This is a genomic window from Pseudomonas sp. H3_E07, assembly GCF_054668895.1.
This window is the reverse complement of record NZ_CP162795.1, coordinates 5,921,898-5,947,643: the sequence shown is the minus strand read 5'-3', so window position 1 is coordinate 5,947,643 and position 25,746 is coordinate 5,921,898. Positions and strand designations below refer to the sequence as shown.

26 protein-coding genes and 4 pseudogenes are annotated in these 25,746 nt (G+C 50.5%); 17 read left to right on the top strand and 13 right to left on the bottom strand.

Annotated elements, in window-relative coordinates:
• Nucleotides 1-106: 106 nt before the first annotated feature.
• The 4 genes from AB4O08_RS27560 to AB4O08_RS27545 all read left to right on the top strand — a co-directional run bounded on the left by AB4O08_RS27560 (nucleotide 107) and on the right by AB4O08_RS27545 (nucleotide 3,918).
• Nucleotides 107-2,023, top strand: coding sequence for a methyl-accepting chemotaxis protein (locus AB4O08_RS27560; RefSeq protein WP_043205934.1), 1,917 nt, complete (start codon nucleotides 107-109; stop codon nucleotides 2,021-2,023).
• 362 nt (nucleotides 2,024-2,385) lie between these two features.
• Complete coding sequence (locus AB4O08_RS27555) at nucleotides 2,386-2,562, top strand: hypothetical protein (protein ID WP_460114570.1); 177 nt, start codon at nucleotides 2,386-2,388, stop codon at nucleotides 2,560-2,562.
• 322 nt (nucleotides 2,563-2,884) lie between these two features.
• Entirely contained in the window at nucleotides 2,885-3,184 is a 300-nt protein-coding gene (locus AB4O08_RS27550; RefSeq protein ID WP_460114569.1) for a hypothetical protein, read from the top strand.
• Nucleotides 3,185-3,618: 434 nt separating this feature from the next.
• Nucleotides 3,619-3,918 (top strand): hypothetical protein, encoded by a 300-nt coding sequence (locus AB4O08_RS27545; RefSeq protein ID WP_460114568.1) that lies wholly within the window; start codon nucleotides 3,619-3,621, stop codon nucleotides 3,916-3,918.
• 107 nt (nucleotides 3,919-4,025) lie between these two features.
• Here the strand turns inward: AB4O08_RS27545 and AB4O08_RS27540 are convergent, their stop codons facing one another.
• Nucleotides 4,026-4,424 carry a hypothetical protein gene (locus AB4O08_RS27540; RefSeq protein WP_460114567.1) on the bottom strand — a complete coding sequence of 133 codons (399 nt, stop codon included), beginning with the start codon at nucleotides 4,422-4,424 and terminating at the stop codon, nucleotides 4,026-4,028.
• A gap of 140 nt (nucleotides 4,425-4,564) precedes the next feature.
• Nucleotides 4,565-4,801, bottom strand: coding sequence for a hypothetical protein (locus AB4O08_RS27535; protein ID WP_177113980.1), 237 nt, complete (start codon nucleotides 4,799-4,801; stop codon nucleotides 4,565-4,567).
• 212 nt (nucleotides 4,802-5,013) lie between these two features.
• Between AB4O08_RS27535 and AB4O08_RS27530 the strand changes: the two genes are divergently transcribed.
• The 3 genes from AB4O08_RS27530 (at nucleotide 5,014) to AB4O08_RS27520 (ending at nucleotide 7,276) form a co-directional block, all read left to right on the top strand.
• Nucleotides 5,014-5,796, top strand: a complete 783-nt coding sequence (locus tag AB4O08_RS27530) for a DUF4253 domain-containing protein (protein WP_460114566.1) — start codon at nucleotides 5,014-5,016, stop codon at nucleotides 5,794-5,796.
• Between the two features lie 262 nt (nucleotides 5,797-6,058).
• Nucleotides 6,059-6,733, top strand: a complete 675-nt coding sequence (locus AB4O08_RS27525) for a DUF1444 domain-containing protein (RefSeq protein ID WP_241669116.1) — start codon at nucleotides 6,059-6,061, stop codon at nucleotides 6,731-6,733.
• 9 nt (nucleotides 6,734-6,742) lie between these two features.
• A complete protein-coding gene (locus tag AB4O08_RS27520; RefSeq protein ID WP_241669117.1) occupies nucleotides 6,743-7,276 on the top strand; it encodes a hypothetical protein in 534 nt (177 codons plus the stop codon).
• A 365-nt stretch (nucleotides 7,277-7,641) separates the two neighbouring features.
• Here AB4O08_RS27520 and AB4O08_RS27515 read toward each other — a convergent pair whose 3' ends face one another.
• The 5 genes and pseudogenes from AB4O08_RS27515 to AB4O08_RS27495 form a co-directional block, all read right to left on the bottom strand.
• Entirely contained in the window at nucleotides 7,642-8,781 is a 1,140-nt protein-coding gene (locus AB4O08_RS27515) for a hypothetical protein (RefSeq protein WP_003191440.1), read from the bottom strand.
• A gap of 253 nt (nucleotides 8,782-9,034) precedes the next feature.
• Complete coding sequence (locus AB4O08_RS27510) at nucleotides 9,035-10,126, bottom strand: bifunctional transcriptional activator/DNA repair enzyme AdaA (protein ID WP_065930956.1); 1,092 nt, start codon at nucleotides 10,124-10,126, stop codon at nucleotides 9,035-9,037.
• Between the two features lie 121 nt (nucleotides 10,127-10,247).
• Nucleotides 10,248-11,048, bottom strand: a pseudogene (locus AB4O08_RS27505) (isocitrate lyase/PEP mutase family protein); the annotation flags it as partial.
• Between the two features lie 406 nt (nucleotides 11,049-11,454).
• On the bottom strand, nucleotides 11,455-12,777 hold the full coding sequence (locus tag AB4O08_RS27500; protein WP_191952841.1) for a chloride channel protein: 1,323 nt from the start codon (nucleotides 12,775-12,777) through the stop codon (nucleotides 11,455-11,457).
• Between the two features lie 135 nt (nucleotides 12,778-12,912).
• Nucleotides 12,913-13,058: pseudogene (locus tag AB4O08_RS27495) on the bottom strand (potassium transporter TrkH); the annotation flags it as partial.
• A 1-nt stretch (nucleotide 13,059) separates the two neighbouring features.
• Here AB4O08_RS27495 and AB4O08_RS27490 point away from each other — a divergent pair.
• Nucleotides 13,060-13,485, top strand: a pseudogene (locus AB4O08_RS27490) (methyl-accepting chemotaxis protein); the annotation flags it as partial.
• Between the two features lie 171 nt (nucleotides 13,486-13,656).
• Nucleotides 13,657-14,022, top strand: a complete 366-nt coding sequence (locus AB4O08_RS27485) for a histone-like nucleoid-structuring protein, MvaT/MvaU family (RefSeq protein WP_012723702.1) — start codon at nucleotides 13,657-13,659, stop codon at nucleotides 14,020-14,022.
• A gap of 116 nt (nucleotides 14,023-14,138) precedes the next feature.
• Here the strand turns inward: AB4O08_RS27485 and AB4O08_RS27480 are convergent, their stop codons facing one another.
• Nucleotides 14,139-15,101 (bottom strand): GlxA family transcriptional regulator, encoded by a 963-nt coding sequence (locus tag AB4O08_RS27480; protein WP_012723703.1) that lies wholly within the window; start codon nucleotides 15,099-15,101, stop codon nucleotides 14,139-14,141.
• Between the two features lie 329 nt (nucleotides 15,102-15,430).
• Between AB4O08_RS27480 and AB4O08_RS27475 the strand changes: the two genes are divergently transcribed.
• The 3 genes and pseudogenes from AB4O08_RS27475 to AB4O08_RS27465 all read left to right on the top strand — a co-directional run bounded on the left by AB4O08_RS27475 (nucleotide 15,431) and on the right by AB4O08_RS27465 (nucleotide 17,662).
• Nucleotides 15,431-15,889, top strand: a complete 459-nt coding sequence (locus AB4O08_RS27475) for a hypothetical protein (RefSeq protein WP_137201177.1) — start codon at nucleotides 15,431-15,433, stop codon at nucleotides 15,887-15,889.
• Nucleotides 15,890-16,033: 144 nt separating this feature from the next.
• Nucleotides 16,034-16,759 (top strand): annotated as a pseudogene (locus AB4O08_RS27470) (MCP four helix bundle domain-containing protein); the annotation flags it as partial.
• A 21-nt stretch (nucleotides 16,760-16,780) separates the two neighbouring features.
• Nucleotides 16,781-17,662: a methyl-accepting chemotaxis protein gene (locus tag AB4O08_RS27465; RefSeq protein ID WP_412071110.1), complete on the top strand. Its 882-nt coding sequence runs from the start codon at nucleotides 16,781-16,783 to the stop codon at nucleotides 17,660-17,662.
• 175 nt (nucleotides 17,663-17,837) lie between these two features.
• On the opposite strand, the gene AB4O08_RS27460 is transcribed toward AB4O08_RS27465, so the two are convergent.
• Nucleotides 17,838-18,812 carry a helix-turn-helix domain-containing protein gene (locus AB4O08_RS27460; RefSeq protein ID WP_065945821.1) on the bottom strand — a complete coding sequence of 325 codons (975 nt, stop codon included), beginning with the start codon at nucleotides 18,810-18,812 and terminating at the stop codon, nucleotides 17,838-17,840.
• 312 nt (nucleotides 18,813-19,124) lie between these two features.
• On the opposite strand from AB4O08_RS27460, the gene AB4O08_RS27455 reads away from it, so the two are divergent.
• Nucleotides 19,125-20,438 carry a methyl-accepting chemotaxis protein gene (locus tag AB4O08_RS27455; protein ID WP_460114565.1) on the top strand — a complete coding sequence of 438 codons (1,314 nt, stop codon included), beginning with the start codon at nucleotides 19,125-19,127 and terminating at the stop codon, nucleotides 20,436-20,438.
• A 53-nt stretch (nucleotides 20,439-20,491) separates the two neighbouring features.
• On the top strand, nucleotides 20,492-20,764 hold the full coding sequence (locus AB4O08_RS27450) for a DUF1652 domain-containing protein (RefSeq protein ID WP_224265959.1): 273 nt from the start codon (nucleotides 20,492-20,494) through the stop codon (nucleotides 20,762-20,764).
• 399 nt (nucleotides 20,765-21,163) lie between these two features.
• Here AB4O08_RS27450 and AB4O08_RS27445 read toward each other — a convergent pair whose 3' ends face one another.
• Together AB4O08_RS27445 and AB4O08_RS27440 are read right to left on the bottom strand one after the other, a co-directional pair.
• A complete protein-coding gene (locus AB4O08_RS27445) occupies nucleotides 21,164-21,505 on the bottom strand; it encodes a carboxymuconolactone decarboxylase family protein (RefSeq protein ID WP_065945823.1) in 342 nt (113 codons plus the stop codon).
• Nucleotides 21,506-21,526: 21 nt separating this feature from the next.
• On the bottom strand, nucleotides 21,527-22,072 hold the full coding sequence (locus AB4O08_RS27440) for an FUSC family protein (protein WP_065945824.1): 546 nt from the start codon (nucleotides 22,070-22,072) through the stop codon (nucleotides 21,527-21,529).
• 218 nt (nucleotides 22,073-22,290) lie between these two features.
• On the opposite strand from AB4O08_RS27440, the gene AB4O08_RS27435 reads away from it, so the two are divergent.
• Both AB4O08_RS27435 and AB4O08_RS27430 read left to right on the top strand, forming a co-directional pair.
• Complete coding sequence (locus AB4O08_RS27435) at nucleotides 22,291-22,641, top strand: IclR family transcriptional regulator domain-containing protein (RefSeq protein ID WP_083207115.1); 351 nt, start codon at nucleotides 22,291-22,293, stop codon at nucleotides 22,639-22,641.
• A complete protein-coding gene (locus AB4O08_RS27430; protein WP_157829727.1) occupies nucleotides 22,635-22,871 on the top strand; it encodes an IclR family transcriptional regulator domain-containing protein in 237 nt (78 codons plus the stop codon). Before AB4O08_RS27435 ends, AB4O08_RS27430 begins: the two co-directional genes overlap by 7 nt.
• 150 nt (nucleotides 22,872-23,021) lie before the next feature.
• Here AB4O08_RS27430 and AB4O08_RS27425 read toward each other — a convergent pair whose 3' ends face one another.
• Complete coding sequence (locus tag AB4O08_RS27425) at nucleotides 23,022-23,564, bottom strand: cysteine hydrolase family protein (protein ID WP_137201183.1); 543 nt, start codon at nucleotides 23,562-23,564, stop codon at nucleotides 23,022-23,024.
• A gap of 101 nt (nucleotides 23,565-23,665) precedes the next feature.
• Nucleotides 23,666-24,556: an MBL fold metallo-hydrolase gene (locus AB4O08_RS27420; RefSeq protein WP_065945826.1), complete on the bottom strand. Its 891-nt coding sequence runs from the start codon at nucleotides 24,554-24,556 to the stop codon at nucleotides 23,666-23,668.
• A 133-nt stretch (nucleotides 24,557-24,689) separates the two neighbouring features.
• Here AB4O08_RS27420 and AB4O08_RS27415 point away from each other — a divergent pair, with 133 nt between their 5' ends.
• A complete protein-coding gene (locus AB4O08_RS27415) occupies nucleotides 24,690-25,718 on the top strand; it encodes a GlxA family transcriptional regulator (RefSeq protein WP_460114564.1) in 1,029 nt (342 codons plus the stop codon).
• Nucleotides 25,719-25,746: the final 28 nt, after the last annotated feature.

Genomic DNA, 25,746 nt, shown 5'->3' with positions numbered 1-25,746 from the left:
ACTTCATAGAACGTTCGCCTTGGATAGCTTTAAACAACATCTTCAAGCCCTGAGGCCTGCCATGCTTAGAAATGCTCCTTTGAGTACAAAGCTACTGCTTATTTTGATGTTTCCCCTGTTGGGCTTTCTGGTCTTCGCCGGGATTTTTGTAGCTGACAAACGAGAGACACTGAGCGAGATGAACCGAGCGGTCACCGCTACCGGCACCGCGCAGAAACTCAGTGACGTAGTAACCACTATCCAGCGTGAGCGCGGCGCAAGCGGCGTGTTTCTGGGCAGCGGTGGTAAGACGATGCAGGACAAGTTGAAAGTCTTACGCCAAGAAACCGACCGTGCGGTGAGCGCGATGCATGCGCAATCGACCGAGGGTCTTATCGCGCCTGACAAGATGCTGCGCGCAATTGATGGTTTGGCCGGACTGCGTCAGCAGGTGGACACGCTCGCAATCAATAACGGCGAGTCCGGCACCCGATTCACCGATCTTATCAAAAATTTGATCGGCTTCTCTTACTCACTGGAAACCAGCATTGAGGATCCGGAAATCCTGCGTGGGCTGAGTTCACTCAATCAGTTCGTAGACATGAAAGAGCGCTCTGGTCGAGAGCGTGTACTGCTTGGCCTGGCATTCAACCAAAACCGTTTTGATGCGCCGCTGTTGTCACGTTTCAGCCGCAACATGGGCGAGTTCTCCGGCTATTTCGAGGCCTTTCAACGCTGGGCTCCTGCCGTGTTCAAAAATAAGCTGGATGCGGTTCTACAACAGCCCGCATCCGTCGATGTAGCTCGCCTGCAAAAACTCGGATTTGATACGCCTCTAGGCGATCCGCTTAATATCAAACCCGAAGACTGGTTCAACCTTTCCACCAGCCGTATCGACATGATGGCTCAGGTCGAGGCTGAACTGGGCCAGACGGTCGTGAGCCTAGCCAATGTCGCGCGTACCGATGCCCAGCGCAGTCTGTATGTCGCAATAGCCACCGTCATTCTGATGTTGATTGCGGTGCTGTGGCTCGCTTCGGTGATTATTCGCAATATCAAAATCGCTGTGGTCGACGTGAACCGCACCCTTATTTCGCTATCCACGCGTGACCTAACTGCCAGAACCCGTTACACCGGCAGAGACGAGTTTGGCGAGATCTCGCGTAACCTGGATAACATGGCAATACAGATCGGTGAAGTGATCCGTGAGATCGGGAGTGCCACGGCGCAGGTCGCGACCGCCGCCGAGCAGTCTTCGGCTGTGGCCCTGCAAACTAGCAATAACGTCGTCCAGCAGCGTCAAGGCACCGATCAGGTGGTCACTGCCATCAGCGAGATGAGCGCCACGGTCAAAGACGTGGCGCGCAGCACTACCGACGCCGCAGAGATGTCGCAGCGCGTTAATGCCAGCACTATGCAGGGCAAGGCTGAAATCGAGAACACCATCAGCTTGATCAAAGGGCTTGAGGTTCAGGCCGAACAAACATCCCGAATCATTGAGGAGCTCAAGGGTGAAAGCTATTCCATCTCCTCGGTTTTGGATGTGATTCGTGGTGTAGCAGAGCAAACCAATCTGCTAGCTTTGAACGCTGCCATTGAGGCTGCCCGTGCCGGTGAGCAGGGTCGTGGATTTGCCGTGGTCGCCGATGAGGTGCGGAATCTGGCCAAAAAGACTCAGGATTCCACCGTCAGTATCCAGAAGATGATCGCCAATCTGCAATCCGGCTCCGACCGTGCCGCCACTTCCATGCAGGAAACTCTAGGGAAGGCTCAAGAAGGCGCGAGCAACGTAGTGCGCGCAGGGGAGTTGCTAGAAGAAATAGCCGAGGGCATCGCGACCATCAGCGACAGCAACATACAGGTCGCCTCGGCGGCAGAACAACAGAGTCAGGTTGCCGAGGAGATCCACCGCAACGTAAACGACATCAACACTCTGGTTATCCAGGTCAGCGCCGGTGCTGAACAAACCGCCGTCACCAGCCGCGAGTTAGCCCGCTTGGCCGAGCAACAGCAGGGGCTGGTGGGACGGTTCAAGGTGAACTGAGTTACAAGTTTTTTTACCGGATGCTCAAATGCCCGAGAGAATGACTTTCGGGTATTTGAGGATTGGTAGGTGAGAGGGTGACGCGCCTATAAGGGCTACTTTGCTCAACGCGATAAACGAGGCTTTTCATGACGCCGGATGAGGTCAGGCCATGGATTATCAGCCGTCCTACGGCTTTCTGAAGGACTGCTTATACCGTTCTGAGTCATACAAGGTGACTTTGGCAGACGCTTACCGAGAAAACGCGGGTGGCTACTCGTATCGTTCTCTGGGCGGTTGATGAAGTAGGGGGTGACTCTAACGAGGTCGCTGAACTGTTGTCGTGTGGAGGTCGGGCCCGACTTGAGACTATATGCGCTCAAATGGAGGAACAATACTTCTATCTGCTGGAGCGCGACGACGACGGATCTTTTGATTGGTTTTGCAAGGCCCGCGCATCTAGTGCTAGCGTGTTCCTTGCCCGTGACGAACTTGACGACGCGGTCTATGAATCGATTTTCGCGACTGATAAACCGTTCCAGGTCAGTGATTTCTTGTGAAAGCGTTGTGCAGTGTGAGCAACGAAAAGCTGTCGATGACCACTTTCGACCCATTGCAGCGCTTCGCATCAGGCAGAGGTCGGCCAAAGTAATTGTCGGTCAGCAACGATGAAATAGAGTCTACCGTATGACGAAAGTGTTGGAGACGAGCCTTCAACCCTCTCCCATCGACACGTTTCGTGCGAATCGAGTAATGTACCTGCGAATTTTTTTGCGCATTTGGTCGAGTCATTGAGGCTACATATACAGTAGCTTAAAATTATTCGATTAGCTCATCCAGGTCGGCCAAAACTGTCCCCTGAATAGACCATTAGGAACGTTTATGAATAATCTCGCGGACATAGCTTTGAACTATCTTTGGACGCTGAATTTTTCAAGCGATGATTTAGGGTTTGACGAGGATTGGGTAGTAAAAGAAATTGAGTCTATGTCTCATGAAATGGAACATAATTTCACTGACGCAGAGCGTCAAGCTGTCAAGGAGTCTGCGAACCGAGCTTTGACAAGGTGGCTAAGGGAGCCTGATGAGCACGGCTATACGCCACGCAAACTTCTTAAACCAGAGCAAAGAATTTTTCTAGAGTGTATTGCATCAGGAAAATTCAGCGGCCCAGAGCTCTGATTACTCCAAGCGGGCAACTCGGCCGTTTGAAAAAAGAAATAGCGTTATTCAGCCTCACCGTTCGACTCGTGATGGCGGGTCGCAAAGTCAGTCAACAGCCGGTTCTGGCGAACTGCCGCTGATCGCGAAGTGCCGAAATGGGACGATAGCTGGGGGTCGTCCCGTAGTCTGCACGCCATCTGTTGAGCAGGCAGTATCGGCCGGAGGAGGGGAGATCAAGGTTGATCTAGGCGCGGCCATTTGCGTGTGAAACAGCAGGATCGGCAATGTGATTGCCCTTGTCGGCTCGTATTGTCCGCCTTCAATCGTCAATTGTCCCAGTTCTGACCGGGACGTGCTTAACCACCATTGGCGGGGTTGAGCTGCAGACGCTTGGAACGACCCGCTATGCCTGTAAGTCTACCTGTATCTACTCATGGGTAAGGTACAGCGCAATGGATAAGACAATCACCGTCGATCAACTAGCGACCACCGACCTTAGATCAATCAACGAAATATGGCTCGGCGGGACGCATACCCAGCTATGCCTATGGCGTGGCGAACAGGTCTTCACCCACGAGATGATGAGCGAGGGCACCCACGATCAGAATGTCCGACGTCTTTGCGTAAAGGTGGTCAACCCTGACGATCAAGCTGCAGTGGCCAACGTTGAGTTGATGGTGCGCGAACGGCTGGAAAAGATGGGGAAGGAAGGCGAGTTTTATCCGGCTGAGGAGGCGGACACTCATCGATAGCACCCATCAGCTCTGGTAAAAAACAGGGTATCGGCTAGTCGTGAGTGCCTCAGTACGCAACGTGAGGATGTGTTGCGATTTCGGCTTTATGGGCAATTGCACTAATTCTATGCTTTGGCGCTCCTGTATTGTTCGTTCCACCAGGTGACAAGCTCAGCATGTTGCTCGTGAGTGATCCATGCGAAATTTGTTTCGTCCACCGGGTCGCCCCCAAAGACTAAGGGTTTCGTATACCACTTGATCTTGCCTGCGAAACGCTCGTCCGGTTCGAGGGAAATCTGCTGGGGAAGGGCAAACGGCGCGGCATAGGACGCATCGAGTGGCAGCGTCGGAATGGTAAATATTACTCCGGAAGAGTTGATGACCATAAAGTCATCCCATCCTCTTAGACCTAATAGCGTGTACCCCGGAAGATGATGATCAAATCCGTAGGCCTTCATGGCAGCTAAGCTCTCATCCTCCGTGAAGATGATGAAATAGTCGTCGTTTTGCCAACCTTCGTTCATGAGGGGGTGACTCACTTTTGGCAGATAGGGAGGTACTCGGTGTGCTACCAGCGTCTCGTGGCCGACAGAGAGCAACGGTTGCTACAGTCGGATGATTGTCTGATCACAGAAGGGCTGCATTGTTTTGGTACAGGCGCAAATCACTGGGAGCGTAGACGTTGCCATTCATTCCAGCAGTCCTCAGCGATGAGGTCTGGATAACCACGATCTTCTTCCATTGCCAACGCTGCGCGGAAAGGCAAAGCGATGCAGGTGGATCTGTCTCGGATTTCACACACCTCAATCTCGGTAAGCGGCTGGCCCTTTTTATCCTCGGCGGCTTGCAGCACTGCCGCAAGAGCCGGCACAAAGACTAGACATAACGGATCTGTAGTCATCAGTTTCTTCCCTGAGTCGATTAGAAATTGCATGGTAGGCCAGTTTCGGACATCAACATTACCTCGAAGTGCGAACGTCAAAGTTAGCGTACCGTGCTGCTATGTGATGGCAGGAAGACCTATTTCGCTCTGCGGCAGACCTTCAATGATGATCCTGGAGCGCTTAGGATTACTTACTCAGTTCAGTAGCAACATGGAGCAGGCCACGGTTTATGGATATCGAATTTCGCGGTAATGGCATGCGTGACAACCCGTCCATAGGTACATGCGACGAGTACGGCGTGAGCGGGATTACCAGCTTTGACGATCTGACCGAAGCTCGGCGTAAGATTGCTGAGGCGCATCCAGGCTTTAAACCTCTGTTCTCGCTCGATGATCTGCACCAAGCCCGCTACACCTCGGGACATGTGCGCAATAATTTAGGGATGGACGATGCATCGGAGCAGGACATAGCGGGCTTGCCTCCAGAGTGCTTTGAGAATGGTGAATACATAGGCTATCCGACTACAAAAGAGGAGTTCGCAATCTGTCTTCGCAATTTCATGACCCTGGTTGCAGCCACGTCTTTCGAGGATGCTTGTACTCATGGTTTGACGCTAGATCAGCAGGCCCTCCAGGAGTGGATCGGTTACCAGAACAACCCTATCTCTCTTCTAGAGCAGCCTCTTTCAGCGCTCCTGGTACCCGTTCAGCAGTCCTGCCAGGCACTCGCGGCTTTTCCGAATGGCTATTTCACTTCGGATCTGGATCCCGCGAAAAACTTTGCCGTTGCGCGTCATTTTTCAGAAGCGCATGGCTATGAGTTGATGGGCGTAGGTGCTTCTTACATCGGCTTCATTCGTGCTGAACCGCCTGATACATCACTTGCTAACGTCGTAGCCAAAGACTTCTGTGCGCTCTATAACACTAGCGATGAAAACCTACAGGGACGTGTTTCCAAAGTTGCGCAGGCGATCTCCGGTCGGACGCATCTTTGGCTCCGTTACGTGGAGTGAGCTTCGTCGCATCCAAAGTCCGGCTGAATAGTTAACAAAGCTTGTGAGAGGTCTGGAGCTTTTTGCCGCCTCGTAGGAGGGCAGTATCCACACATCCACTACAATCAGGCACATGATTGGCGCTGCTCGTTTTCCGCTACGTAACGTCAATTTCGTCTGATAGCTGTCGATATGGAGAGCAGCCGTCCCAAGCGCTGAACAAGTTTAAGCCTGCCCAATTCCCGCTGTTTACAATTGCCTGCTGACAAAAAGGATTCTGTACATGCTTTTTTCCCTGCTCGACAAATTTTTCAATCGACCGCTAACTGATGAAGCATTTGCCAAAAAATTTATGGATTCGACTCGTAAAGCTGGATTCAGCGAGAATCTGAATTTTGAGAAAAACGAGTTCCGCATCCGCCATGGGGATGGATCGTACTTCAATCTCCATAATGCCTTTCGCGACTATCAAAATGCAGACAAAGCACAGAAATCCGCCGTTCTTACCGGATACGTATCGACGCTGTTAGAGGTGGGTAGAAAAACCGAGACTGTGTTTGATAATGTCAAAGCACAGCTGCGTCCGGTGATTCGCAACCTTGCCATGCTTGAAGAAATTCGACTGGAACACGCCCGTAAAAATGGCGACAAGCAGTACGATTATGTTTCACAGCCTTTGGGCCGAGACTGCGTTATTCTGCTTGCTGTCGATTCGCCCGAGTCCACTGCCGCCCTTACCAATGGCCCCGAAGCACATTGGGGTGTGACGATGGAAGAGGCGGTAAAGATCTCCATCGAGAACCTGCGTGATACGACAAACGAAGCCTTCGGGGAGATTATTCCAGGCCTATACGCTGGGGAGTGGGCGGATGGGTACGACACCAGCAGGGTGTTGTTGCCAGATGTCCTTCAGCGCGTGCCAGTTAAAGGTCGGCCAGTGTTCATGGTGCCCAGTTGAGACGTCCTGATGGTCACTGGAGACAAGGACGAACAGGGAATTCGTCAGATGGTAGAGCTTGCTTTCCAGGCTCTTGAAAGGGGGCGTGCTGTCTCTACCGATATTTACACCTACGAAGGTCGCGATATCATACCGTTTAACTGTGATGATGAAGGGGTCAGCAGTCGGTTGGTTACACTGGAGCATTTGCTGCTGCAGAGTAATTATGCCAATCAGAAAGAGTTGCTCGACAAGCTCAATCTGGAAAAGGGCATCGACATCTTCGTCGCCTCCTACAACCTCTTCCAAATGGCTGACCAACCAAACCAGACGGTATCGATGAGCGCCTGGACAAAAGGTGTGCTGACGCTGTTGCCCAAGACAGATCGCGTCGCGTTGGTTGAACCTGTTGAGGGTGGGGAAGCGACAGTCAAAACCGTCTCCTGGAGTGAACTTGAATCCGAGCTTGGCGATCTGCTGGCTACAGAAGCGGGCTATCCACGTCGCTATCGGACACTGGGATTTCCTTCGGTTGAGCAGCTTAATCGCCTGACTACCTTGTGATCAGTGCTCTACTACTCTGGCGCACTGCAATGGAGGTATCGCTGAGCTGGCAAAGCAGCAGTCGCAATTTATCATTACGATACACTCCCCATTTTGATTGCTTATCCTGGTGGGAAAATTTGGGAGTTTACCGATGTGGGGTTGGTGGCTTCTCTAGCGCTACTGAGTCGGGCCGCAAGATCTGACTGACTTACTTCAGTTGGCGAGTCGCTGTGCGCGGGCAGGCTGTGGCGAACCGAGCTCCCGCGTCCCGCCGTATCTCGGCCCTGCGGGCGTCCATCCTTCACGCCTTCGGCTGTGCCAGCCTGCGCGCTCCGCTTGCGTTGGTTACTCAGTGCGATATGGTCGATACGCCAAGCAGCTTCTCATTTCTCCGATGGGGAAACCACATCTTGCCAGCCATCAATCAACTCCATATTTTGCGCAACGAGCTGGCAGGGCTTGCCAGTTGCCTTGCGACAATTGCTAAGCGCCTGCTTTCGTGCTGTCTTGAGTGAGCGCGCGCCGTAGTACCAGTAAATGCTGCTACTTTCCTTGGACATGGCCATGGCTTTCTCGGTAACGCTCTGAAGATAAGCCTCAGCGCTCGCACGGTCTTCGGGCGCCAGCTTCGAAAGCAGCAGCATTAATGCGCTGTCGTCCATGGCAGGAAGCCGGTTGCTCCTGAGAAAATCTTCGATATGAGGCTTTAAAAGGGTATTGGCCTCTTGTTTGTAGAGCGAGTGCCCATCCCTACCGAATGGGGGTAGCAGCGCCAGTTCAGCATTACCTCCCGCCGAGCGGTAGCCCGCGATCATCCGACCTACAAGATCTGGGCTGAAAAACGGATCATTCTCGGCGTAAATCCAGAGCGTTGGCGTTGGGTTGCCTTTGCCAAATTTCGTGAGGTTTCGCACAAGATCAGTTTGATATAACGAGCAATTAGAGTCCGCAGAGCCCACATTTGTGTAGTGGTAAACGCCGCCAGAGATGTTAACTACCGCCGTCAATGGGTGACTTGGTTGAGCCGCGAGGTCTAGCATTGACGCTCCGCCGATAGAGATACCAACACCTACTGCCAAGGATGGATCTACATCTGGACGCTCACGCACAGCCGCCAATGCGGCGCCAAGCTCTCTGCCATGCGCATCGAGAAATCGTGCCACGTTGGGATTGGTGCAAGTTCCCCCTTCATTCATGAAGTTTCCGGTCGAACGACCATAGCCGGGCCATACAATAGATGCGGCAAGCCAGCCACGGTGCGCAAAGTCGTGAGCGATATGAGCAAGCCAATCGGCATGTGCGGCGGACGGAGATGTTGCCGCCGAGCCGTTAACAATCAGTGCAATGGGGTACTTACCCTCCTTTACGGGACGAACGATTAATGCTTCGATTTTCTCAATATGTGAGTCAACCTGGATGGGCAGTAAGAGTTGTTCTTCGCTTACCAGTGAGTCTGCACGGGGTTGGCTTGCAAAAAGCATCAGACCAAACGTGATAGTCCTGAAGCGTAGTATTGATTGCATTTAGAACGCTCGCTGATACGTTAGAAGCCAAGCTTAAACTGGTGCGACAATAGCTGATCGTAAGGTTCTGTCCAACACGTCTTGTGGTTAGCCCGGGATGTCTCATCGCGTATCACTCAATCCAGCACCGTTGGGAAATAGGTGATGTGGAATTAACCTGCTGACACGTGGTGACTTACGCCATTAGTTCTGGAGTTCGGAGGGGCTGTTTCCGGAACTCTTTAGTTGTGTCTGCATATGTTCCGATTAGCAGCTAATCCAACAGGAATTCGTCCTGTTGAGTTATCTGCAAAGCAGTCTTCTCCAAACGCAGTAAAAATTCTTTTCGGGGCTGTCCTCCGCCATATCCGGCGAGTGCTCCATTCGTCGCTATGACACGGTGACAGGGAACGATAATGGATAAGCGATTGTGTCCATTTGCATTGCCCACTGCTTGGCTTGCACCTGGCTTACCGATGGCCCCAGCGATGGCACCGTAGGTTGAAATGGTTCCATAGTCGATTTTTAAAAGCTCTGCCCACACAAGCCTGTCAAAAGAACTGCCTGGCATATGGAGCGGTACTGAAAATTTCTTTAGCTTTCCCTCAAAATAAAGTTTTAGTTGCACTTCGATTTGCTTGATGTGGAGATGCTCGCCAGGCGCAATTGAATACCCATGACGCCCACGCAGTTCGTTTAATTCAGCGGTTAGCGCTGGACGGTCAAGAAATTCGAGGAGTACCAAACCTCGTTCCTCTGCCATGGCAATCATTGGGCCCAACGGTGTAGTCAGATGGCGATAAAGCAGGAGGGACGTTTCAGTTGCCTTACCGGGGGGCATTTGAAATGTTTTTTTGAAAGCATCCCTAAAGCCACTCAATGACTCGTATCCTAAGTCAAATGCTGTGTTATCCAGGGTTTCGCCCGAAGAAATCCGGCCTAGGGCGACACCGAGCCTTCTAGAGCGCATCCATGCATGAAAAGTCATGCCAAAATTTTGTTTGAACCACCTGCGTAAGCGTAACGGATCGATACCACGCGTAGTTAGTTCAGCATCACTCCAGCGAGCGTCAGGTGATGCAGATACAGAGGCCAGTAGCCCCTTGACCCAATCTGGCGCGGAAGCCGCGAGATCTAATGGCTTGCATCGTAAGCAAGGCCGATAACCTGCAGCCATCGCTTCGTTGGCCTGCGAAAAGAACTCTACATTCTCGGGCTTTGGCTTACGTGCACCACATGTAGGGCGGCAAAAAATACCTGTAGTTTTGACAGCAGTGAAAAAAACGCCTTCATAGGCGGTGTCGCTGCATAGCATCGCATTTACCATCTCGCTTCTGGGCGGAAGAGCGGGATTGTAAGATCTCATTAGAGCGTAGCCTCGTCTTCGAATGGGTGTGAAAATCGCTTTCGAGGTGCGGAAAACAGCGGCGATTTTCATGCGGATTACAGATTAATAGGGCGAAGATAACTTTTCGCTTAGGTGTTTTTTTTGCTGCCATAAGGTTATTCAGGTCGCTGTAGGTATATGCGTCCAATGGATACTCGAAAAGCTTTCCCGTTCGCAGGAAGCTCTTGGCGAACGCCTTGTTGGCGCCGCATAAGAATTCAGCAATGCTGGAACCAGCGCTTAGCCGTTTGACGCCTAGACTCGTTAATTCATCCATGCCGGGTTGGCCGTTCCAGGCAAGCAGGTTGACGGGTAGCCGCGTTGCCTCGCACAGTGTAGCAATGTCGTTTTCCTCAACCATTCCAGCCGCAAAGATGCCGTCTGCACCTGCTTGCTCGAACAGCGATGCACGGAAGAGGGTCTCTGGCAATTGTCGCGCTGGCTCTACCAAACATCTCAGATAAACGTCAGTTCGTACGTTCACGAACAAGTCTATTCCATGCTTGTTTGCTACCTTCTTTGCCACTTCGATTTTTCGCAAAATCAGATCAGTGCTGCCTGTTCCGTCCTCAATGTTGATTCCAACGGCTCCAGCCCTAACTACGCAGTCAATAACTTTAGCAACCGACTCAAGGTCGTCGGAATAGCCCCCTTCGACATCGACCGTGAGGGGGACTGTAAGCACTCGAACCATTGACTCAACTGTAGTAGTCAGCAGTTTTAGGGGAAGTTGATTGCCATCCTGGTATCCATGCGCCCAAGCAACGGCGGCGCTGCTGGTCGCGACTGCCTTACTCCCTACGCTCTCGACAATACGTGCGCTGCCAGCATCGCTCACGTTGGCGAGTACCAACAAATTATCTTGGTGAAGGTTGCGGAAAACCGCACTTAGTGGCGTCATTCAGTGGTGCCCCGGAGAGAGAAGACTGATGCAGATCGCGCTATCGTAAGCTGACTACACAGACGTCTCCACCGAGAAATCGACAGTGATTTAAGAGCTAGCGAATATAGTTTCTGCGGGCTAGGAATGGGTGAATACCTACTCAAAAGCCTGCTGAAAGACGTTGCCGTACACATCCAGTCATTGCAGGGATCGGATAGATGATTACGATCTTCTTCCATCGCCAACGCTGCACTGAAAGGCAAAGCGATGCAGGTGCATCAGTCTCGCTGGAATAAACCCAGCGATCTTTAAGGATGCATGCGGCAGGCACGTGGATCTTCATCACTCGTGCAGAGGACACGTTAGCGCTGCAGCATGAGAAGGATAAACTGAGCTCACTGGCTAGAACGACCACGCGGTAGGCTTATCGAGTAGGAATCTTTGGCTTAGTGGCAGGTTCTGCACTCTCGAGAAAGCCTCGCGCCAACTGCTGATACAACTCAGGGCCCATTCTTGAACTGACAGCCTTGGCGATCAGGGCTACCGCCATGAGACTGATCACCATGCTGTGGCTATTAATCATCTCCATCACAATGATTGCGGAGGTGATTGGCGACTGAGTAACGGCAGCCAGAAATCCGACCATGCAGAGTGCAATAGTGGGCTGCGCGGCCAGATGGAATAGCTCTGCGGTATTGGCGCCGACTGCGGCCCCTACAGCGAGCGAGGGGGCGAAAATACCTCCTGGAATACCAGAGAAGTAGGTCACTACGGTCGCTAAGAAGCGAGTAATGGGGGCGTGCCATGGCAGGACTACATCGGATGCGATGACCTGAGAAGTAATGCCGTACCCACTACCGAACGACATTCCGCCGCTCAACCAACCTAAGATGGCGACGACCAATCCACAGATGCCGGCAAACCACACCGGGTGCAGGCGCCGCCATTGCCAGATGATGAAGTGTGGATGCCGCTGCGGCCATAACAACATTCGACTAAACAAACCACCCAATAGCCCGCATCCAATTCCTATGACTAATGCCGGGACGACAATGTCGAGGTTTATGTCCTGAATGCCGAAGTGACCGAAATAGTTGTAGTTTCCCTGCAAGGCAATGGCAACCATCCCAGAGAGGATAATGGTGCTGAGAAGAACCCCGCTGGTACGGGTCTCCAGCTTGCGTCCAAGTTCTTCTACCGCGAATGCGATCCCTGCCAAGGGCGTGTTGAATGCTGCCGCAATACCCGCTGCACCTCCCGCCAGAATGAGATCCTCGCTGCGCACGATTCGCGCATTGGGCAGGAAGCGGTGAAAGAATTGCATGATGGATGCGGCAACTTGCACTGAGGGGCCTTCACGCCCCGCCGAAAAGCCGCCCGTCAGCGCCAGAGTTCCAAGGCTTATCTTGGCGAAAGCAATGCGCAATGAAACCAGTCTGTTAATGGGCTTACCTTGACGCGCAAGTCGTGTTGCTGCGATTACCTGAGGAATTCCGCTACCTTGGGCGCCCACAAAAAAGCGCGTTGTCAGCCAGACTACGAGCATGCCGATCATTGGGGTGTAAACAAGCGGAAGCCACGCTCGCTCAGCGGTCTGTTGAGCAAACTGCGCCAAGGCCATGTCTGCCAGACTAGCGAAAGCCACCACCAGCAGCCCAGCAATGGTTGCTGCAATCCATAGCGATACCCTGGTGCGCCAGCGTATGGAGGCGAAGCCTCGGCGTAACAGCATTATCGGCTTGATCACCCGAGGAGCTCCTCTTGAAGTCGCTGTATTGACCGCAAGACTAACCAAATAAGCAGCTCGTTCCAAACAGCTTTGGCGGAGTCGCTCGACAGGCTTTTTTCGCGCCCATGGGTATTCACCTATTCATTGATAGGACTAATACCTCCAAAAAACCGGTTTTACGAGTACCAGGACGGTGAGTATCTCCAGCCGTCCCAGCAGCATGCCAATGGTAAGCAACCATTTTGCAGCGTCAGGTAATGACGAGAAGTTACCAGGGGGCCGATGATTGTGCCTAAGCCTGAGCAGGGTCGAGGATTCGCGGTGGTCGCCGACGAGGTCAGAACTCTGGCCTCGCGCACACAAAACTCCACTGAAGAGATCCGCCGGATTATCCAAGAGCTGCAACTGGCAACAGGCGACGCCGTCGAGCAAATGAAAACGGGAAAACTGCGCGCGCAGGAGTGCATCGAATCCGCTGATCAGGCCTCTACCAGCCTGGATGCAATCAATGACGGCGTTGAGCAAATCGTAGGAATGAACACCCAGATAGCCAGCGCGGCGGTTCAGCAGCACGCCGTCTCGGAGGATATAAATCGCAATGTGACCGAGATTCGTAACGGTAGCCTTGCATTGATGGAGGGGATAGAGGACAACGCTGTGACTGCGGAAGAACTCTCGCTGCTGGCTGGGCAACTGCGTACTGTCGTTTCGCGTTTCAAGCTGTAACGCGACAGAAGGGGAGCTCAACTTGTTGCCTCCCTCCAGCTTTTGCTTACGCTCCTACCGATAGCGCGTTAACACCCAGCATTTTATAGGGGTCTAAGAGTTGAGTCTTCTCCTTCCTGCGAGTGTCTATTCTCTCGTAACGTGACAATACTAATTACTCAGGAAACTCCCATGTCCAAACTCGCAGAATTCCGCCAGCTAGAAAAACACCTCGCCGAACAGCTCCAAGCTCTCGAAGCCCTCAAGGGGGATGCAGGCCTCAAGAAAGAAATCGAATTCGAAACGAAGCTGCGCGATTTGCTCGCAAAATACGGCTACAGCCTCAAGGACGTGATCAACCTGCTTGATCCGCAAGCCGGTCAACGGGCTCCAGTAGCCGAGTCCAAAGTGGGCAGTCGCAAGCCTCGCCAGTTGAAGGTTTATAAAAACCCTCACACTGGTGAAGTCGTCGAAACCAAGGGTGGTAACCACAAAACGCTTAAAGATTGGAAATCCAAGCACGGCGCCGCGACAGTTGAGTCTTGGCTGAGCAAGTAATCACCTTCTGCAAGGAGGCCCTTATGGGGCCTTCTTGCTCACAATTTTACTGTGCGGGATCAGCTATAACGCTCGTTGACGAGTAATATCAGCAGTCTGATGGTCAGACCGTACATTCATATGGTTGACTTAAATCTTTGGCGATACTCACTTGGAGTTACGCCAAAAAACTTCCAAAATTTCCTTATCAAACTTGCCTCATGTCCCAGTCCCGTCAAGTGTGCGATTTCCTTGAGAGGGCACTCGGTGCTCACCAGCAAGTGACGTACGGCATCAACTCTTAGTTTTTCGACCATCTTGCTCGGGGTCTGCCCTGTTGTTGTCCTGTACCTTCTTATGAAGGTACGCTCGCTCATATGCATTCGCTTGGCAAGCGCCGCGATAGACAAGTCTTCTACAAGGTTTTCATTTACCCATGCATGCAGATCAGAAAAAGTGCAACTTCTGGTTTGCAAATCTAAGCTAGAGCTAAACTGACTCTGGTCACCAGGCCTCTTTAAGAATACGACTAAGTGCTTCGCGACTTTCAAAGCTAAAGCGTGCCCTAAATCAGCTTCAACAAGTGCTAAGGCTAAGTCAATACCTGAGGTGACACCAGCTGACGTCCAAATGCGTCCATCGTTGACAAATATAGGCCCACGACGAAGTAAAACATCTGGATGAGTTTTCTCAAGTTCATCATACGCAGACCAGTGGGTTGTAACTTTGCAGCCTGAGAGCGCTCCGGCTGCGCCTAGTCCAAACACTCCTGTACAAACGGAGACCAGACGCGTCACTTTCTCAACGTGAGCCTTAAATACAGCGCTAAATTGGGGATGTTTACAGAATTCGTATATGCCTAACCCACCAGGAACGATTAGCGTATGTGGGGCTAGTGAGCTCTCATCTAGAAGGGCGGTGTGGATATAGGTATCAGGAAGCAAAGCGGCTACGCTATCAAGCGAAACCATCGATAGATGGTAGGGCGGAGCTTTCGGATCTGAAAAATAGTTGGCTGTTGAAAATACTTCTAGAGGGCCGGCCAGGTCGATCAAATTAGCTTGGGCAAAAGCGATGAACTGAATCGTTTTAGTTAGCATTCAGCGGATTCCTGCGCACCTATGTAGTGCGCATGAATCCATTTTTGGCGTGAATCGTCAACCTGTTGTCATTTTTTTCGGACGAAATGATAGCGTATTATGATCACATCGCCACCTTGCTTGAGCCAACGTTAGATTGCAAAAACGGATTCTTTTAACAGTGTTATCGGTTTTAGACACGCATATGATCTGGATTGCGCGTAAATACATCTTCAAAGCGAGGGATAGTTAGCCATAAAATTTTGGTTCAGCTTCAGCGCGCTCGTCGTCATGGAAGACAAGAAAATAATAATTTCATGATAGTCAACGAACTCTGCTGGTTTCCTATAATGCCTAAATTAAAAAAATATATAGAAGCAACACAAAAATGCGAAGAACTTACCATGCAGATGGTAGAAGATGTAGGTGGGATTGTTTTTTCAGTGCGGGCGCTTGAGCATACCTTTTTGCTCGCTAATCTTGAGGTGGAAAAAGCTGCGCAACTCGACGTAAGTGATACCAATAAAACTACCTCGTTGCCTTCCTATATGCTTGCTAGAGAGTTGAAGAAACTGAATTTTTCACTTGAAGCATTGAAAACGTCTATTAAGCGTAACATCGGCGAAAGCCTTAGTTATCTCAATTCACTTACAGCCAATCTCGAAATGGAGATTCCGGATGACCCGGATGATCCGCTTTGGGAGGCATTTCGTGACTATAAGAAAGTGTTGATTAAAAGTGTCCGAACCTTGAAGAAGCTTGATGATGAATTATTTAATGCGGAAATTAGTCTTGTCGACGAATCGTGACGAAGCGCACTAGCATGCGAGCTACTTCCGTATCGCAGTAAAATTAGTTAAGGTTATTGCCTAGCGCAATAATATGCATTATTTCTATTAAAATACTTGTCCAGGCTAGCTAGCTTGTGATGAAAGACGACTGTCGGAGTCGCTATGAATTTCAAGAATTTAGGTATTTCAACTAAAGCTACTTTATGTTTCGGAAGTATCACTGCCATTCTCATTTTCTTAGGTGTTTTCGCTTACGTGCAGCTATCTCACTTAAGGGCCGCCGGACAACAGTTAGCAGAAAATGCTTTGCCGAGTACGCAGACTATCGATGATATCCAAATCTCCTTGCTTAACGCCCGGCTAGAAAGCATCAGGATGCTTGCTAACTCAACAAATGTGGCGGGGAAAAGCGCCGCCGAAGCTAAAGTCCAACATTCGGTGCAAATATTAGAAGAGCGTAGCGATTACTATCGTAAGAACCTCATGGCTGGTGAGAAGGATCGGGAGCAATTCGAGGCTGCAGATCAAGCAATGAAGATTTATATTGCAGGGCTTGCGCAATTGTCAAAGCTTGACTTGTCTGAGCATGAGCAGGCCTTGATATTTGCTAATTCTACCCAAGCGGATAATGCCAGCTCATTTCAGGAAAAACTTAATGTTATTAGGCAGTTCAATGCCGAACAAGCAAAAGCTTTGGGGGTCGAGGCGGACGTTGTTTATAATGAAAGCGTGAATGTACTTGTTACTATTGTTGTCGTTTCTCTTTTGCTTACTATTGTTTTAGCTATAGCATTGACGCGCAGTATAGTAAAGCCTGTGGGGGACTCGCTCAGGCTTGCTGAGGAAATTGCGTCGGGGGATCTTACGCGGCGTCTTGAAATTACGGGCACAGATGAGGTTTCTAGGCTAATGGTTGCCCTCAATCTTATGTCTAAGAATCTCCAGGACACAGTTTTAGAAATTTCTGAAGCGTCCATCCAGCTGAGTTCAGCTGCAGTCGAAATGACCTCCATAACTGAGGCTGCGGATCGGCATCTTCAGCAACAGAATAGCGAAATTGAACAAGCTGCCACTGCTGTAACAGAAATGACTTCCGCAGTTGAAGAAGTTGCTCGTAACGCAACCTCTACCTCCCAAGCAGCCCAGGAGTCTAGTGAGGCGGCTAAGCTCGGTAATCTCCGTGTTTCCGAAACTTTGTCTGCCGTAGAGACTTTGACAGAGCTCGTGGAAAGCTCCGCCTCTCAGGTGACAGAATTGGCGGGACAGGCGGAAGATATAAGCCAAGTCGTAGGCGTAATCAGAAGTATAGCGGAGCAAACCAACCTGTTGGCTTTAAACGCCGCAATTGAAGCCGCACGCGCAGGCGAACAAGGGAGGGGGTTCGCTGTTGTTGCTGATGAAGTGAGAGCGCTCGCGCATCGAACTCAAATTTCCACCTTGGAAATAGAGAAAATGATAACAGCAATTCAGAGTGGATCCTCAACAACAGTCGATTCAATACGTCGAAGCACTGAAGAAGTTTATAATACTAAAAGGACAGCTGAGGGGGCGGGTCAATCATTGCGGCAGATCACGGATTCCGTTCTTCAAATCAACGAGCGTAACCTACAGATCGCAGTCGCATCGGAGCAACAAGCACACGTCGCTAGAGACGTTGACAGGAGCTTGTTGAGCATTAGATCTTTAGCGATCCAAAGCAGCGAGGGTGCAAATCAAACAATTAAGGCCAGCAATGAACTCAGTCGGCTAGCGGTTAACTTGAACCATCTCGTTCAAAAGTTTAAAGTTTGATATTGGTGCATTTGAAAATACTTTAAGAGCTGCTTTATTGGAATGCGCGTACCAGGCGCGGTACCCTAGGTGAGCCCGCAGCAAAGCCCAGGAGCCGCCGCTGCGTGCTCGCTGATCTTCCAGCCGCCACCAATCACCTCTCTCAACTTGCTCGCACCTAATAAACCCGTGTGTGTCACGATTTCTTACGAAGAGAGGGCTGTCCTATGAACGAAGGATGAATGAAATATTTAAGACTGTAGTATTTGCAAAAGGATTGATAATTGGTGAAGCCACACGCGTATGCAATTTCTTTTGGAGTGAGGGAGTTATCCTCCATGTTTAACATACGCCTCGCTTTTTCCAGTCTCTGCTCTCGCAAAAAGACGATAGGCGTAGTGTTCTTAAATTTCTTAAACCCCATTTGCAGAGAGCGAACGCTAAGGCCTGCATGGGTGGCGACTTCGCACACGGTTAAGTGTGGGTCTACACTGGATGCCATGTATTCTGCAGCCATGTTGATTAAGTGAGGCGTAAGCGTGATGGATCTTTTGGGGCCCAGGATACTCAAAGTGTAATTGTTACGAAAGTTGCAGAGAAAAAAACCTATCAAGCTTTCTTTTAGGCTGTCAGCAACTCTTTTTACAAATATTGGTGATTTTTCCGAAAAATCTAAAATGGTTTCTACGAGTCTTTGGATAGAATTAATCTGCCATCGTTCGCTTGTTCTTTGGTCGAAAAAAATTCTCGATTTAGGGGAGTAGCCTAAGATCAAGGTAAGTTGTTTTGCCATGTCAGCGTTGGAAATATATATCGTTGTGTAGTTTATTCCCTCGGCATAATTCGCGAGAAATATTTCTCTCTGGTCAGCGATTACGAGAGCTCCTCGCTCGACCCTGTGTATTCCATTATGGTTGCGCCATTGCATAAAGCCAGAATGTGGAACTGTAATAGAGAAACCATCCAGTTCGTTCGACGTTCTATATCCCCATCCAGACTGGCTATAAGAAAGACTTACGAATGACGTGCCCATAACACAAATCCTTTTTTCATAGTCTAGCGTCCCGTTCAAACCCGGAGTTATCGACATGAAATTATCGTAGCTTTGGAAGTGCTCTGACGCATCCCCTATGTCATGAAAATGTAGTTTGTTAGCGCCGTAGATATCCATCATTCATTCGTGGTCACAGAAAATTCTATTATAGCTTTTGCCCCGCCCTGCATTCAATTCCGTTTTTATTGCATTTGAATTGATAATCAAAGAAAAGCGCAATACTAAAGAAAAGCGCAGAATTATTTTTGCTTGTTGCTGGTGTTTATAAAAAGTCATATTTATCCTGGTCGCGAGTTGACGGTAGCCCTCTATTTTTAGCCCAATGGCTAGTTGATATTTAGGTGTGGATTGAGCTTGAGGGGTAGAGAGTTATCCATTAGGTTTTGCGCAATAACTATTCATTTCGTTATCATTTACTAAGGGCTGATCATGTTTAATAAAGCACTGAAAAGAAAACTATCCGATTTGGAAGCTAAAAGCAGCGAGCTTAACGAATTGTTTGTGGCTCTTGATCGGTCAACGGCTATCATTGAATTTAATGCAGAGGGAAATGTGGCAAGTGCGAATAATAATTTTTTGCGCTTGTTTGGTTATTATGCTGACGAGATTTTGTGCAAAACGCACAAAGACTTTTGCCTGGCGAGCTTTGGCCGAAGCCCTGAATATCCTTCTTTTTGGCAGAGGCTGCAGTTAGGAGAGTCATTGTCTGGCACCTTTCCTCGGATTACGAAGATTGGTGAAGTTATTTGGATTGAAGCCACTTATAGCCCACTGTTGGGCGCATCTGGGAAAGTCGAAAAAATAATAAAATTCGCCTTTGATGTAACGGAGCAAGTCGCTCGAGATTCAGAATTGCGCGCGAAATTGAATGCGATTGACAGGGCGATGGCAATTATTGAATTTGACACATGTGGAAATATAATATGTGCAAATCAGAACTTTTTAAATGTTGTGGGTTATGATGTGTCCGGATTAAAAGGGAAGCATCATAGTTTGTTTTGTGAGCCGGAGTTGACTCGCACAGAAGGATACATTGATTTTTGGCGACGCCTGAATGCGGGCGATTTTTTTAGCGGCCAATTCAAAAGAATAGCCAAGAGCGGCAAAACGGTCTGGCTGGAGGCAAGTTATAATCCTGTTTACGATCGTGATGGGAAGTTAATCAAGATTATAAAATTTGCTAGCGACATTACCGCTCGCATTGAGAAAATTGGCGAAGATGCCCAAGGTGCATCACGTGCGTACCATATTTCCGCTGAAACTGAGCGAGTTGCAAAACAAGGAGCGCAGGTCATTCACGAGACAGCGATTGAGATGCGCTCAATAGCTGAGAGCATTGGAATATCTGCGCGATTGGTTGGAGAGTTGGGGGATAGATCGGAGCAAATAACGGCTATCGTCAACACTATACGGGGTATCGCTGAACAGACCAACCTACTTGCGCTGAATGCTGCAATCGAGGCAGCACGTGCCGGTGACCAAGGTCGTGGATTTGCGGTAGTGGCGGATGAAGTCAGACAGCTGGCGGGACGTACAAGCCGCTCTACAGCGGAAATTGCAGAAATGATCGGTAGAATTCTTACTGAGACACGCGACGCGGTGGCGAGCATGGTTTCTACGCGCGAACGTGCACAGCGCGGCGTGATGCTGGCTGATCAAGCGGGAGAGGTTATATCCCAAATCCAAAGGGGAACAAGCGATGCGGTTGAGGCGGTGAGCATGTTTGCTTCTAAATGTGACTGAAAGCAATCTATTATAGGTTGAGTTTAGTAGACCCTCTGATAGGGCGTCTCCGGGTGTCAAAAATACTAGCAGGAATTTCTGCGCTTCAGTTGCGAAAGGCTCTCGAGTCGGCTTTTCGACCACTTTCGTGCGATTGTACATTGAGCGCAGATGGCACCCTTACTATCAAACTTTACGAACCTTGTTCTGGTCGTGTGGATCTTCTTGTTACCGCTGTCCGTGGTGATATCCTTGCGTCCAGTTCCGCACTTTCGTCGCTGATCGAAGAGCTGAGCTTTGAGATCGACGCTTGCCGACGTTCGTTCTCTCAGATCGGTAGGAGATAAGTCTTTTTCCATACCCCGACATTCTTTCCGCTCGTGTGCCTTCATCCTGCTCACGGTAAAATATTCATACCGATTTACCCGGAGCGACCGAAATTGTTTGCTAAAAGGCGATAAAGTCGGGTGGGAGACATCCCGTGCTATACTTATGCGTGCCCACCGTGTGTTTGGCACCCATTACTTTCGAGTGAAGTGATTAGATGAGAATGACCTCGTTTGGTAAACTCTAACTTGCATTAATGGACTGATTGAATGCCTCACATATGTTTTTCCAGACTCGAAGGGTCGGGCACGCCAAGCAAGTCCACATCACGTTTTATTTCTGTGCAAAGATCGGATTGCCGCGACGCGCAGCTTCGATCCGATAGCGTTTTTTTGAAACGTACCCAGACGAATACTGCTTTAGCGTCGTGACTCATCACTTTGATGGGCAGCTTTCATCGCTTGCCATCCATGGGTAATCCCTCCACCCGCTCGAAGCGCTGTCGCTAACATGATCGCCTCGGCTACATCTTGCTTCGACGCCCCCGCGCTGATGGCTCGCTTCGCATGGTCGGTAATGCAAGAAGAACACTGTGTAGTCACTGCTACGCCAACAGCGATTAATTCCCGCGTGGCTAAATTCAGGCTACCGACATCCTTGTTGAATACAGCTTTGTCAAAGTTGAAAAATGCCGCGACCATTTCGGGGGCAGCCTCTTGGAGATCTCGCATGAAGTTAGCATCAGCCTGATGGTTGTGCATTTTTGTATACCTTTAAATTCATTATTGGAGCGTGGAATTTGATGCTTGGTGCTGCTTGATTGAGTTCACGGTCATGCGGTGGCCAGACTCAAATACATTAAGCCCACGCTGTGTCAGCTTCCTACCGACCGGCGATGGCGGCTCGTATGCAGCGAGAAAGGCCAGACGCTCAGCCGCACGTTGTGTAAGCCAGTTGGCTGACAATCGCTTTTTCCGCATTTTTCCCAAGTCGGAATTAAGTGCTCTGATAATTCGTCGCTGCAGCCATGTGGCCTTGGGCGGCCCTAACAGATCAAACCCTGCGTACAGCAAGCCGAGGCCCGCTGCGATTCCCAGTCCCGTGGACAGGCATTGATCGACTGCAAATGTCATGTAGTTGCTCGGCTGAACAAGCACAGCCAAGGTGAGGCAGAAACCAAGCCCGTAGGGGGCGAGTGTCGGTGACGTCATGCTCATCAGCCCCAGAAAAAGAGGCGCAGAAAGCACCAGGATCAACATCTCGAAATCGCCCGAACCCTGCGCAAGCGAACTGAGTACAAACAGGATAGCGACAGGGATGGCGATCAAGGCTCCCCCAGTAACTTGGCGGTTGCCACGCGTGGCACTGGGTGTGAGGAGAATGCCTGGGAGAGCAAGACAGGTAGCACGATCATCATGATGAGTGCGGCTTGTTCTCCTGACAGAGTCCATACCCCGATAGCGCTCAGGAAAACAAGTGAGCCCAGGCGGTAGATCTGCCTCGCTCAACGGTGCAGCGCATCGTAGGAGCGCTGGAAGAGCAGGTAATGATTCGGAGTGAAGGAGCCGGAGGAATCAGTCTCGGGGCGGGTTTGTTAAGGCTTGTCGCGAATGCCCATGTCGACCGCATGACTGTCGTTCGCCCTTGGCTGCATAAGCTGAGCGAGGTGGTTCAAGAGACGGTTGTATTTTCGAGGCCTGCCGGCATCCAACTGATCGTTGAAGACCGTGTTGTTGCTGATCGTGAGTTACAGGTGGTGCCACGTCTTGGCCAGTTGGATACCCCGTTGTATGGGACATCTGCTGGACGGGCGCTCTTGGCTCTAGACAAAAATGAGGACTTAAGGCTCTGTTTGCAGCTGAAATCGCTACGAAGCAGGAGACGGCGGTATTGCTGACGCTGCTGAAACAGTTGGACAATATTCGCAAAATCGGGATTTCAAGCGATCACGGTGAACTCATCGAGGGCATCACCACGACAGCTGTCGCGCTGGATACAGTGTTAGGCCGTTTTGCAATCTCAATGCCAATCCCTACATTTCGTTTCGAAAGGGCTCGCGATACCTACATTGAGGAGTTATTGCGTTCCAAGGCTGGAGTGTTCAAAGAGATCGGTATAGTCGGCTAGCGCACAAGCGGGACGATCCTGACAAGGTATAGTCCGTCTGAATCTGAGGCGATGAATGCTTAACTCGTTGCCGGCGCCATCAAATTGCTAGTGCGTTGATGATGAAGGCAAGGGCCCCATGGGGCCCCGCAAAGTCAAGTCGTCGCGCGGTTAGGCCGACAGGTACTCGTCCACCGATTTGACAGTGGCGTAGCCGAACTCAAAGGCTGCCATCATCGTTGCATGTGCATGAGCGGCTGGAACGTTTACACCACCAAATTTGAGATCCAGGGTCGCGCAGGCATCGTGCAGCACAGTAACCGGATAACCCATATCCGCTGCCGCACGTACTACGGCGTCTATGCACATGTGGCTCATCGCGCCTATGACCACGATTTCCTGTACGCCTGAGCCATCCAGCTGCTGCTTTAGATCAGTTTCTCTGAAGGCGTTGATGTGTTTTTTTACGATTACAGTTTCATTACCTTGGGGAGCTACATCTGGTTGAATTTCCGCACCTGTGGATCCCTTTGCAAAGATCGGAGCGCCTTCAGCGGACTCATGCCGTATGTGGAAAACAGGAAATCCCGTATCACGGGCGTGGCTGATCACTCGGATAGCATTCTCGACAGCGGTGTCGATCCCGGTCAAAGGTAGCTTGCCAGTGGGTAGGTATTCGTTTTGCAGATCAACTACTACAAGGCCACGTTTCATGAACGATCTCCGGTCAATTTATCCGAGCTTAGGGAATGGGTGGCGAAGGCTCAGATCGGCAGGTATAGCACCTGCCTTATTCCGAACCCAAAAGGTTTGAGTCAGAACTCCAGTGAAGCGCCATCTTCCGGAATATCGACCCGGCTCTCGATACCTTGCTTTTTGACGTATGTGCGCAGCTCTTCACGAGTCAGGGACATGTGGTTAATTGCGTCCATGTGCACTGCGACGATTTTCGCGTCCTTCGCAGCCTTTGAGGCGCGTAAAACGTCTTCCTCGCCCATGATGATCGATCCCTTATAGCCGGTCATCATTGCTTTCCCGGCATTCAGTACGATGACTTCGGGATGATATTTCTCAATGGTCTGGTCGACCTCTTTACGCCAGACAGTGTCACCGGCCAGGTAAAGGGTCTTGTAGCCTGGAGCTTGAAAAACAACGCCCATTGCTTCGCCAAGAGGCTTCGCTAAAGCGGGTACTGCATACATTTCGTCGGTGCCATGCTGACCACCGGTCTTGGTGATTTTGACGCCGCCGAATTTAGCTTCGTCAGTCAGTACGCGCACATTCTTGAAGCCTTGGGAGCGAATCAACTTCGCATCGTCCTCATGCTGCGTGAACAGAGGGATGTCTTTCGGCAGTGCTTTTTGTGCGGCATCGTCCCAGTGGTCAAGATGCGTATGAGTGACGATGACAGCGTCTACACCAGAGATCACTTTTTCGGGCGACTCAGTCAGATCAACCAAGGGATTGCGCAGGTCACTACGGTAGGTATTTTCAAATCCTGGGTAGGTACCCTTTTTGGACAGCATCGGGTCGATCAGAAAGGTCGTGCCGCCGTAGGAGATTTTTACCGTTGCGTTCCGAACTTGCTGCAAGTCGACTTTATGGGCCGCGTCCGGGGAATTGAGAGTCTCGGAGCTCGCAAATGCCGATGAGGTTGCGGCAGTGCAGGCAAGGCCAAGGGCGATTGGAAGTGTTTTAAAGTTCATCTCGTTAATCCTGTTATTGCATCAGTGACTCCATTCTTGCCCAATACTCTGGGACTCAACAGTGGCCTGAATGACAGATTTCGATATAATCGGGCCATAAAACCTGCGCTGTTCTCGAATGTGAGGCTGACTGATGCAATCCACACGCGTTGCTGTTCTGGCTTTTGACGGAGTCAGCCTGTTTCATCTTTCCGTCCCTGGAATGGTGCTTGGAACAGCTCAATCTGCACCCGGTGAACCTCATTACGAGGTCAGTTACTGTGCAGAGGCTCCGGGAATGGTGATAAGCGACCAGGGCATAGGCTTAGCGGTCGATCATGGCCTGGAACTGATGGAGGCATCCGACGTAATTGTCATTCCGGCGTGGGGTGATCATTCGGTCGCAGCGTCTGCAAAGCTTGTGCAAGCCTTACAACGTGCAAATTTCCAGGAAAAGCTCATCGTCGGGCTATGTCTGGGAGCATTCGTGCTCGGCGATGCCGGGCTTCTTGATGGCAAAGAAGCAACCACTCACTGGGCAGTCAGAGACGAGTTTGGGCGACGGTTCCCAGAAGTTCGTTTCAGGCCTGAAGTGCTCTATGTCAGTGATGGCAACATCATTACCTCTGCAGGAACCGTTGCGGCAATAGATTGTTGCCTTCACTTGGTACGGCAGCGGCTCGGCGCCGATGTAGCGAATCGCACCGCAAAAATGCTGGTGACACCGCCGCACAGGCAGGGCGGCCAAGCTCAATACGTTGAGCATCCTGTGCCGCAGCTATCCAGCGAGACTCACTTGTCTGATGTGCTGGTATGGGCTCGTATGAATTTGGCCAGTGATCTGTCGCTCGACGTAATGGCGGACATGGCGAAAATGAGTAGGCGCACCTTCACTCGTCGATTCAGGGAATCGACTGGCAGTACCGTCTCAAAGTGGTTGAATGCTCAACGCGTTGTCAGAGCGCAGGAGCTGTTAGAAACGACTGACCTGCCTATCGAATGTGTAGCCGGTGAGGCAGGATTTGGAACGCCTTTATCGTTGAGGCAGCAATTCGCTGTGCACCTCGGCACGTCGCCTTCTGAGTATCGGCGAATGTTTTTCCGTGAAAAAAAATTGGAAGAAAAAAATAGCGAACTAGATTTTTTTCCAAGAATCAAGCTCGATATTACGCTTAATATATAAATACTAAGTTAGTATAGTATTCAGTCCG

Excerpts from the sequence above, each read along its gene's own strand:
- AB4O08_RS27435 (WP_083207115.1), top strand. The coding sequence starts at position 22,291 with ATGATTCGGAGTGAAGGAGCCGGAGGAATCAGTCTCGGGGCGGGTTTG.
- AB4O08_RS27560 (WP_043205934.1), top strand. The coding sequence starts at position 107 with ATGTTTCCCCTGTTGGGCTTTCTGGTCTTCGCCGGGATTTTTGTAGCT.
- AB4O08_RS27555 (WP_460114570.1), top strand. The coding sequence starts at position 2,386 with ATGGAGGAACAATACTTCTATCTGCTGGAGCGCGACGACGACGGATCT.
- AB4O08_RS27510 (WP_065930956.1), bottom strand. The coding sequence starts at position 10,126 with ATGAGATCTTACAATCCCGCTCTTCCGCCCAGAAGCGAGATGGTAAAT.
- AB4O08_RS27425 (WP_137201183.1), bottom strand. The coding sequence starts at position 23,564 with ATGAAACGTGGCCTTGTAGTAGTTGATCTGCAAAACGAATACCTACCC.
- AB4O08_RS27520 (WP_241669117.1), top strand. The coding sequence starts at position 6,743 with ATGGTCACTGGAGACAAGGACGAACAGGGAATTCGTCAGATGGTAGAG.
- AB4O08_RS27420 (WP_065945826.1), bottom strand. The coding sequence starts at position 24,556 with ATGAACTTTAAAACACTTCCAATCGCCCTTGGCCTTGCCTGCACTGCC.
- AB4O08_RS27460 (WP_065945821.1), bottom strand. The coding sequence starts at position 18,812 with ATGGATATCTACGGCGCTAACAAACTACATTTTCATGACATAGGGGAT.
- AB4O08_RS27455 (WP_460114565.1), top strand. The coding sequence starts at position 19,125 with ATGTTTAATAAAGCACTGAAAAGAAAACTATCCGATTTGGAAGCTAAA.
- AB4O08_RS27515 (WP_003191440.1), bottom strand. The coding sequence starts at position 8,781 with ATGCAATCAATACTACGCTTCAGGACTATCACGTTTGGTCTGATGCTT.
- AB4O08_RS27525 (WP_241669116.1), top strand. The coding sequence starts at position 6,059 with ATGCTTTTTTCCCTGCTCGACAAATTTTTCAATCGACCGCTAACTGAT.
- AB4O08_RS27545 (WP_460114568.1), top strand. The coding sequence starts at position 3,619 with ATGGATAAGACAATCACCGTCGATCAACTAGCGACCACCGACCTTAGA.
- AB4O08_RS27445 (WP_065945823.1), bottom strand. The coding sequence starts at position 21,505 with ATGCACAACCATCAGGCTGATGCTAACTTCATGCGAGATCTCCAAGAG.
- AB4O08_RS27465 (WP_412071110.1), top strand. The coding sequence starts at position 16,781 with ATGGTTGCCCTCAATCTTATGTCTAAGAATCTCCAGGACACAGTTTTA.
- AB4O08_RS27415 (WP_460114564.1), top strand. The coding sequence starts at position 24,690 with ATGCAATCCACACGCGTTGCTGTTCTGGCTTTTGACGGAGTCAGCCTG.
- AB4O08_RS27540 (WP_460114567.1), bottom strand. The coding sequence starts at position 4,424 with ATGAACGAAGGTTGGCAAAACGACGACTATTTCATCATCTTCACGGAG.
- AB4O08_RS27550 (WP_460114569.1), top strand. The coding sequence starts at position 2,885 with ATGAATAATCTCGCGGACATAGCTTTGAACTATCTTTGGACGCTGAAT.
- AB4O08_RS27480 (WP_012723703.1), bottom strand. The coding sequence starts at position 15,101 with ATGCTAACTAAAACGATTCAGTTCATCGCTTTTGCCCAAGCTAATTTG.
- AB4O08_RS27475 (WP_137201177.1), top strand. The coding sequence starts at position 15,431 with ATGCCTAAATTAAAAAAATATATAGAAGCAACACAAAAATGCGAAGAA.
- AB4O08_RS27530 (WP_460114566.1), top strand. The coding sequence starts at position 5,014 with ATGGATATCGAATTTCGCGGTAATGGCATGCGTGACAACCCGTCCATA.
- AB4O08_RS27485 (WP_012723702.1), top strand. The coding sequence starts at position 13,657 with ATGTCCAAACTCGCAGAATTCCGCCAGCTAGAAAAACACCTCGCCGAA.
- AB4O08_RS27535 (WP_177113980.1), bottom strand. The coding sequence starts at position 4,801 with ATGACTACAGATCCGTTATGTCTAGTCTTTGTGCCGGCTCTTGCGGCA.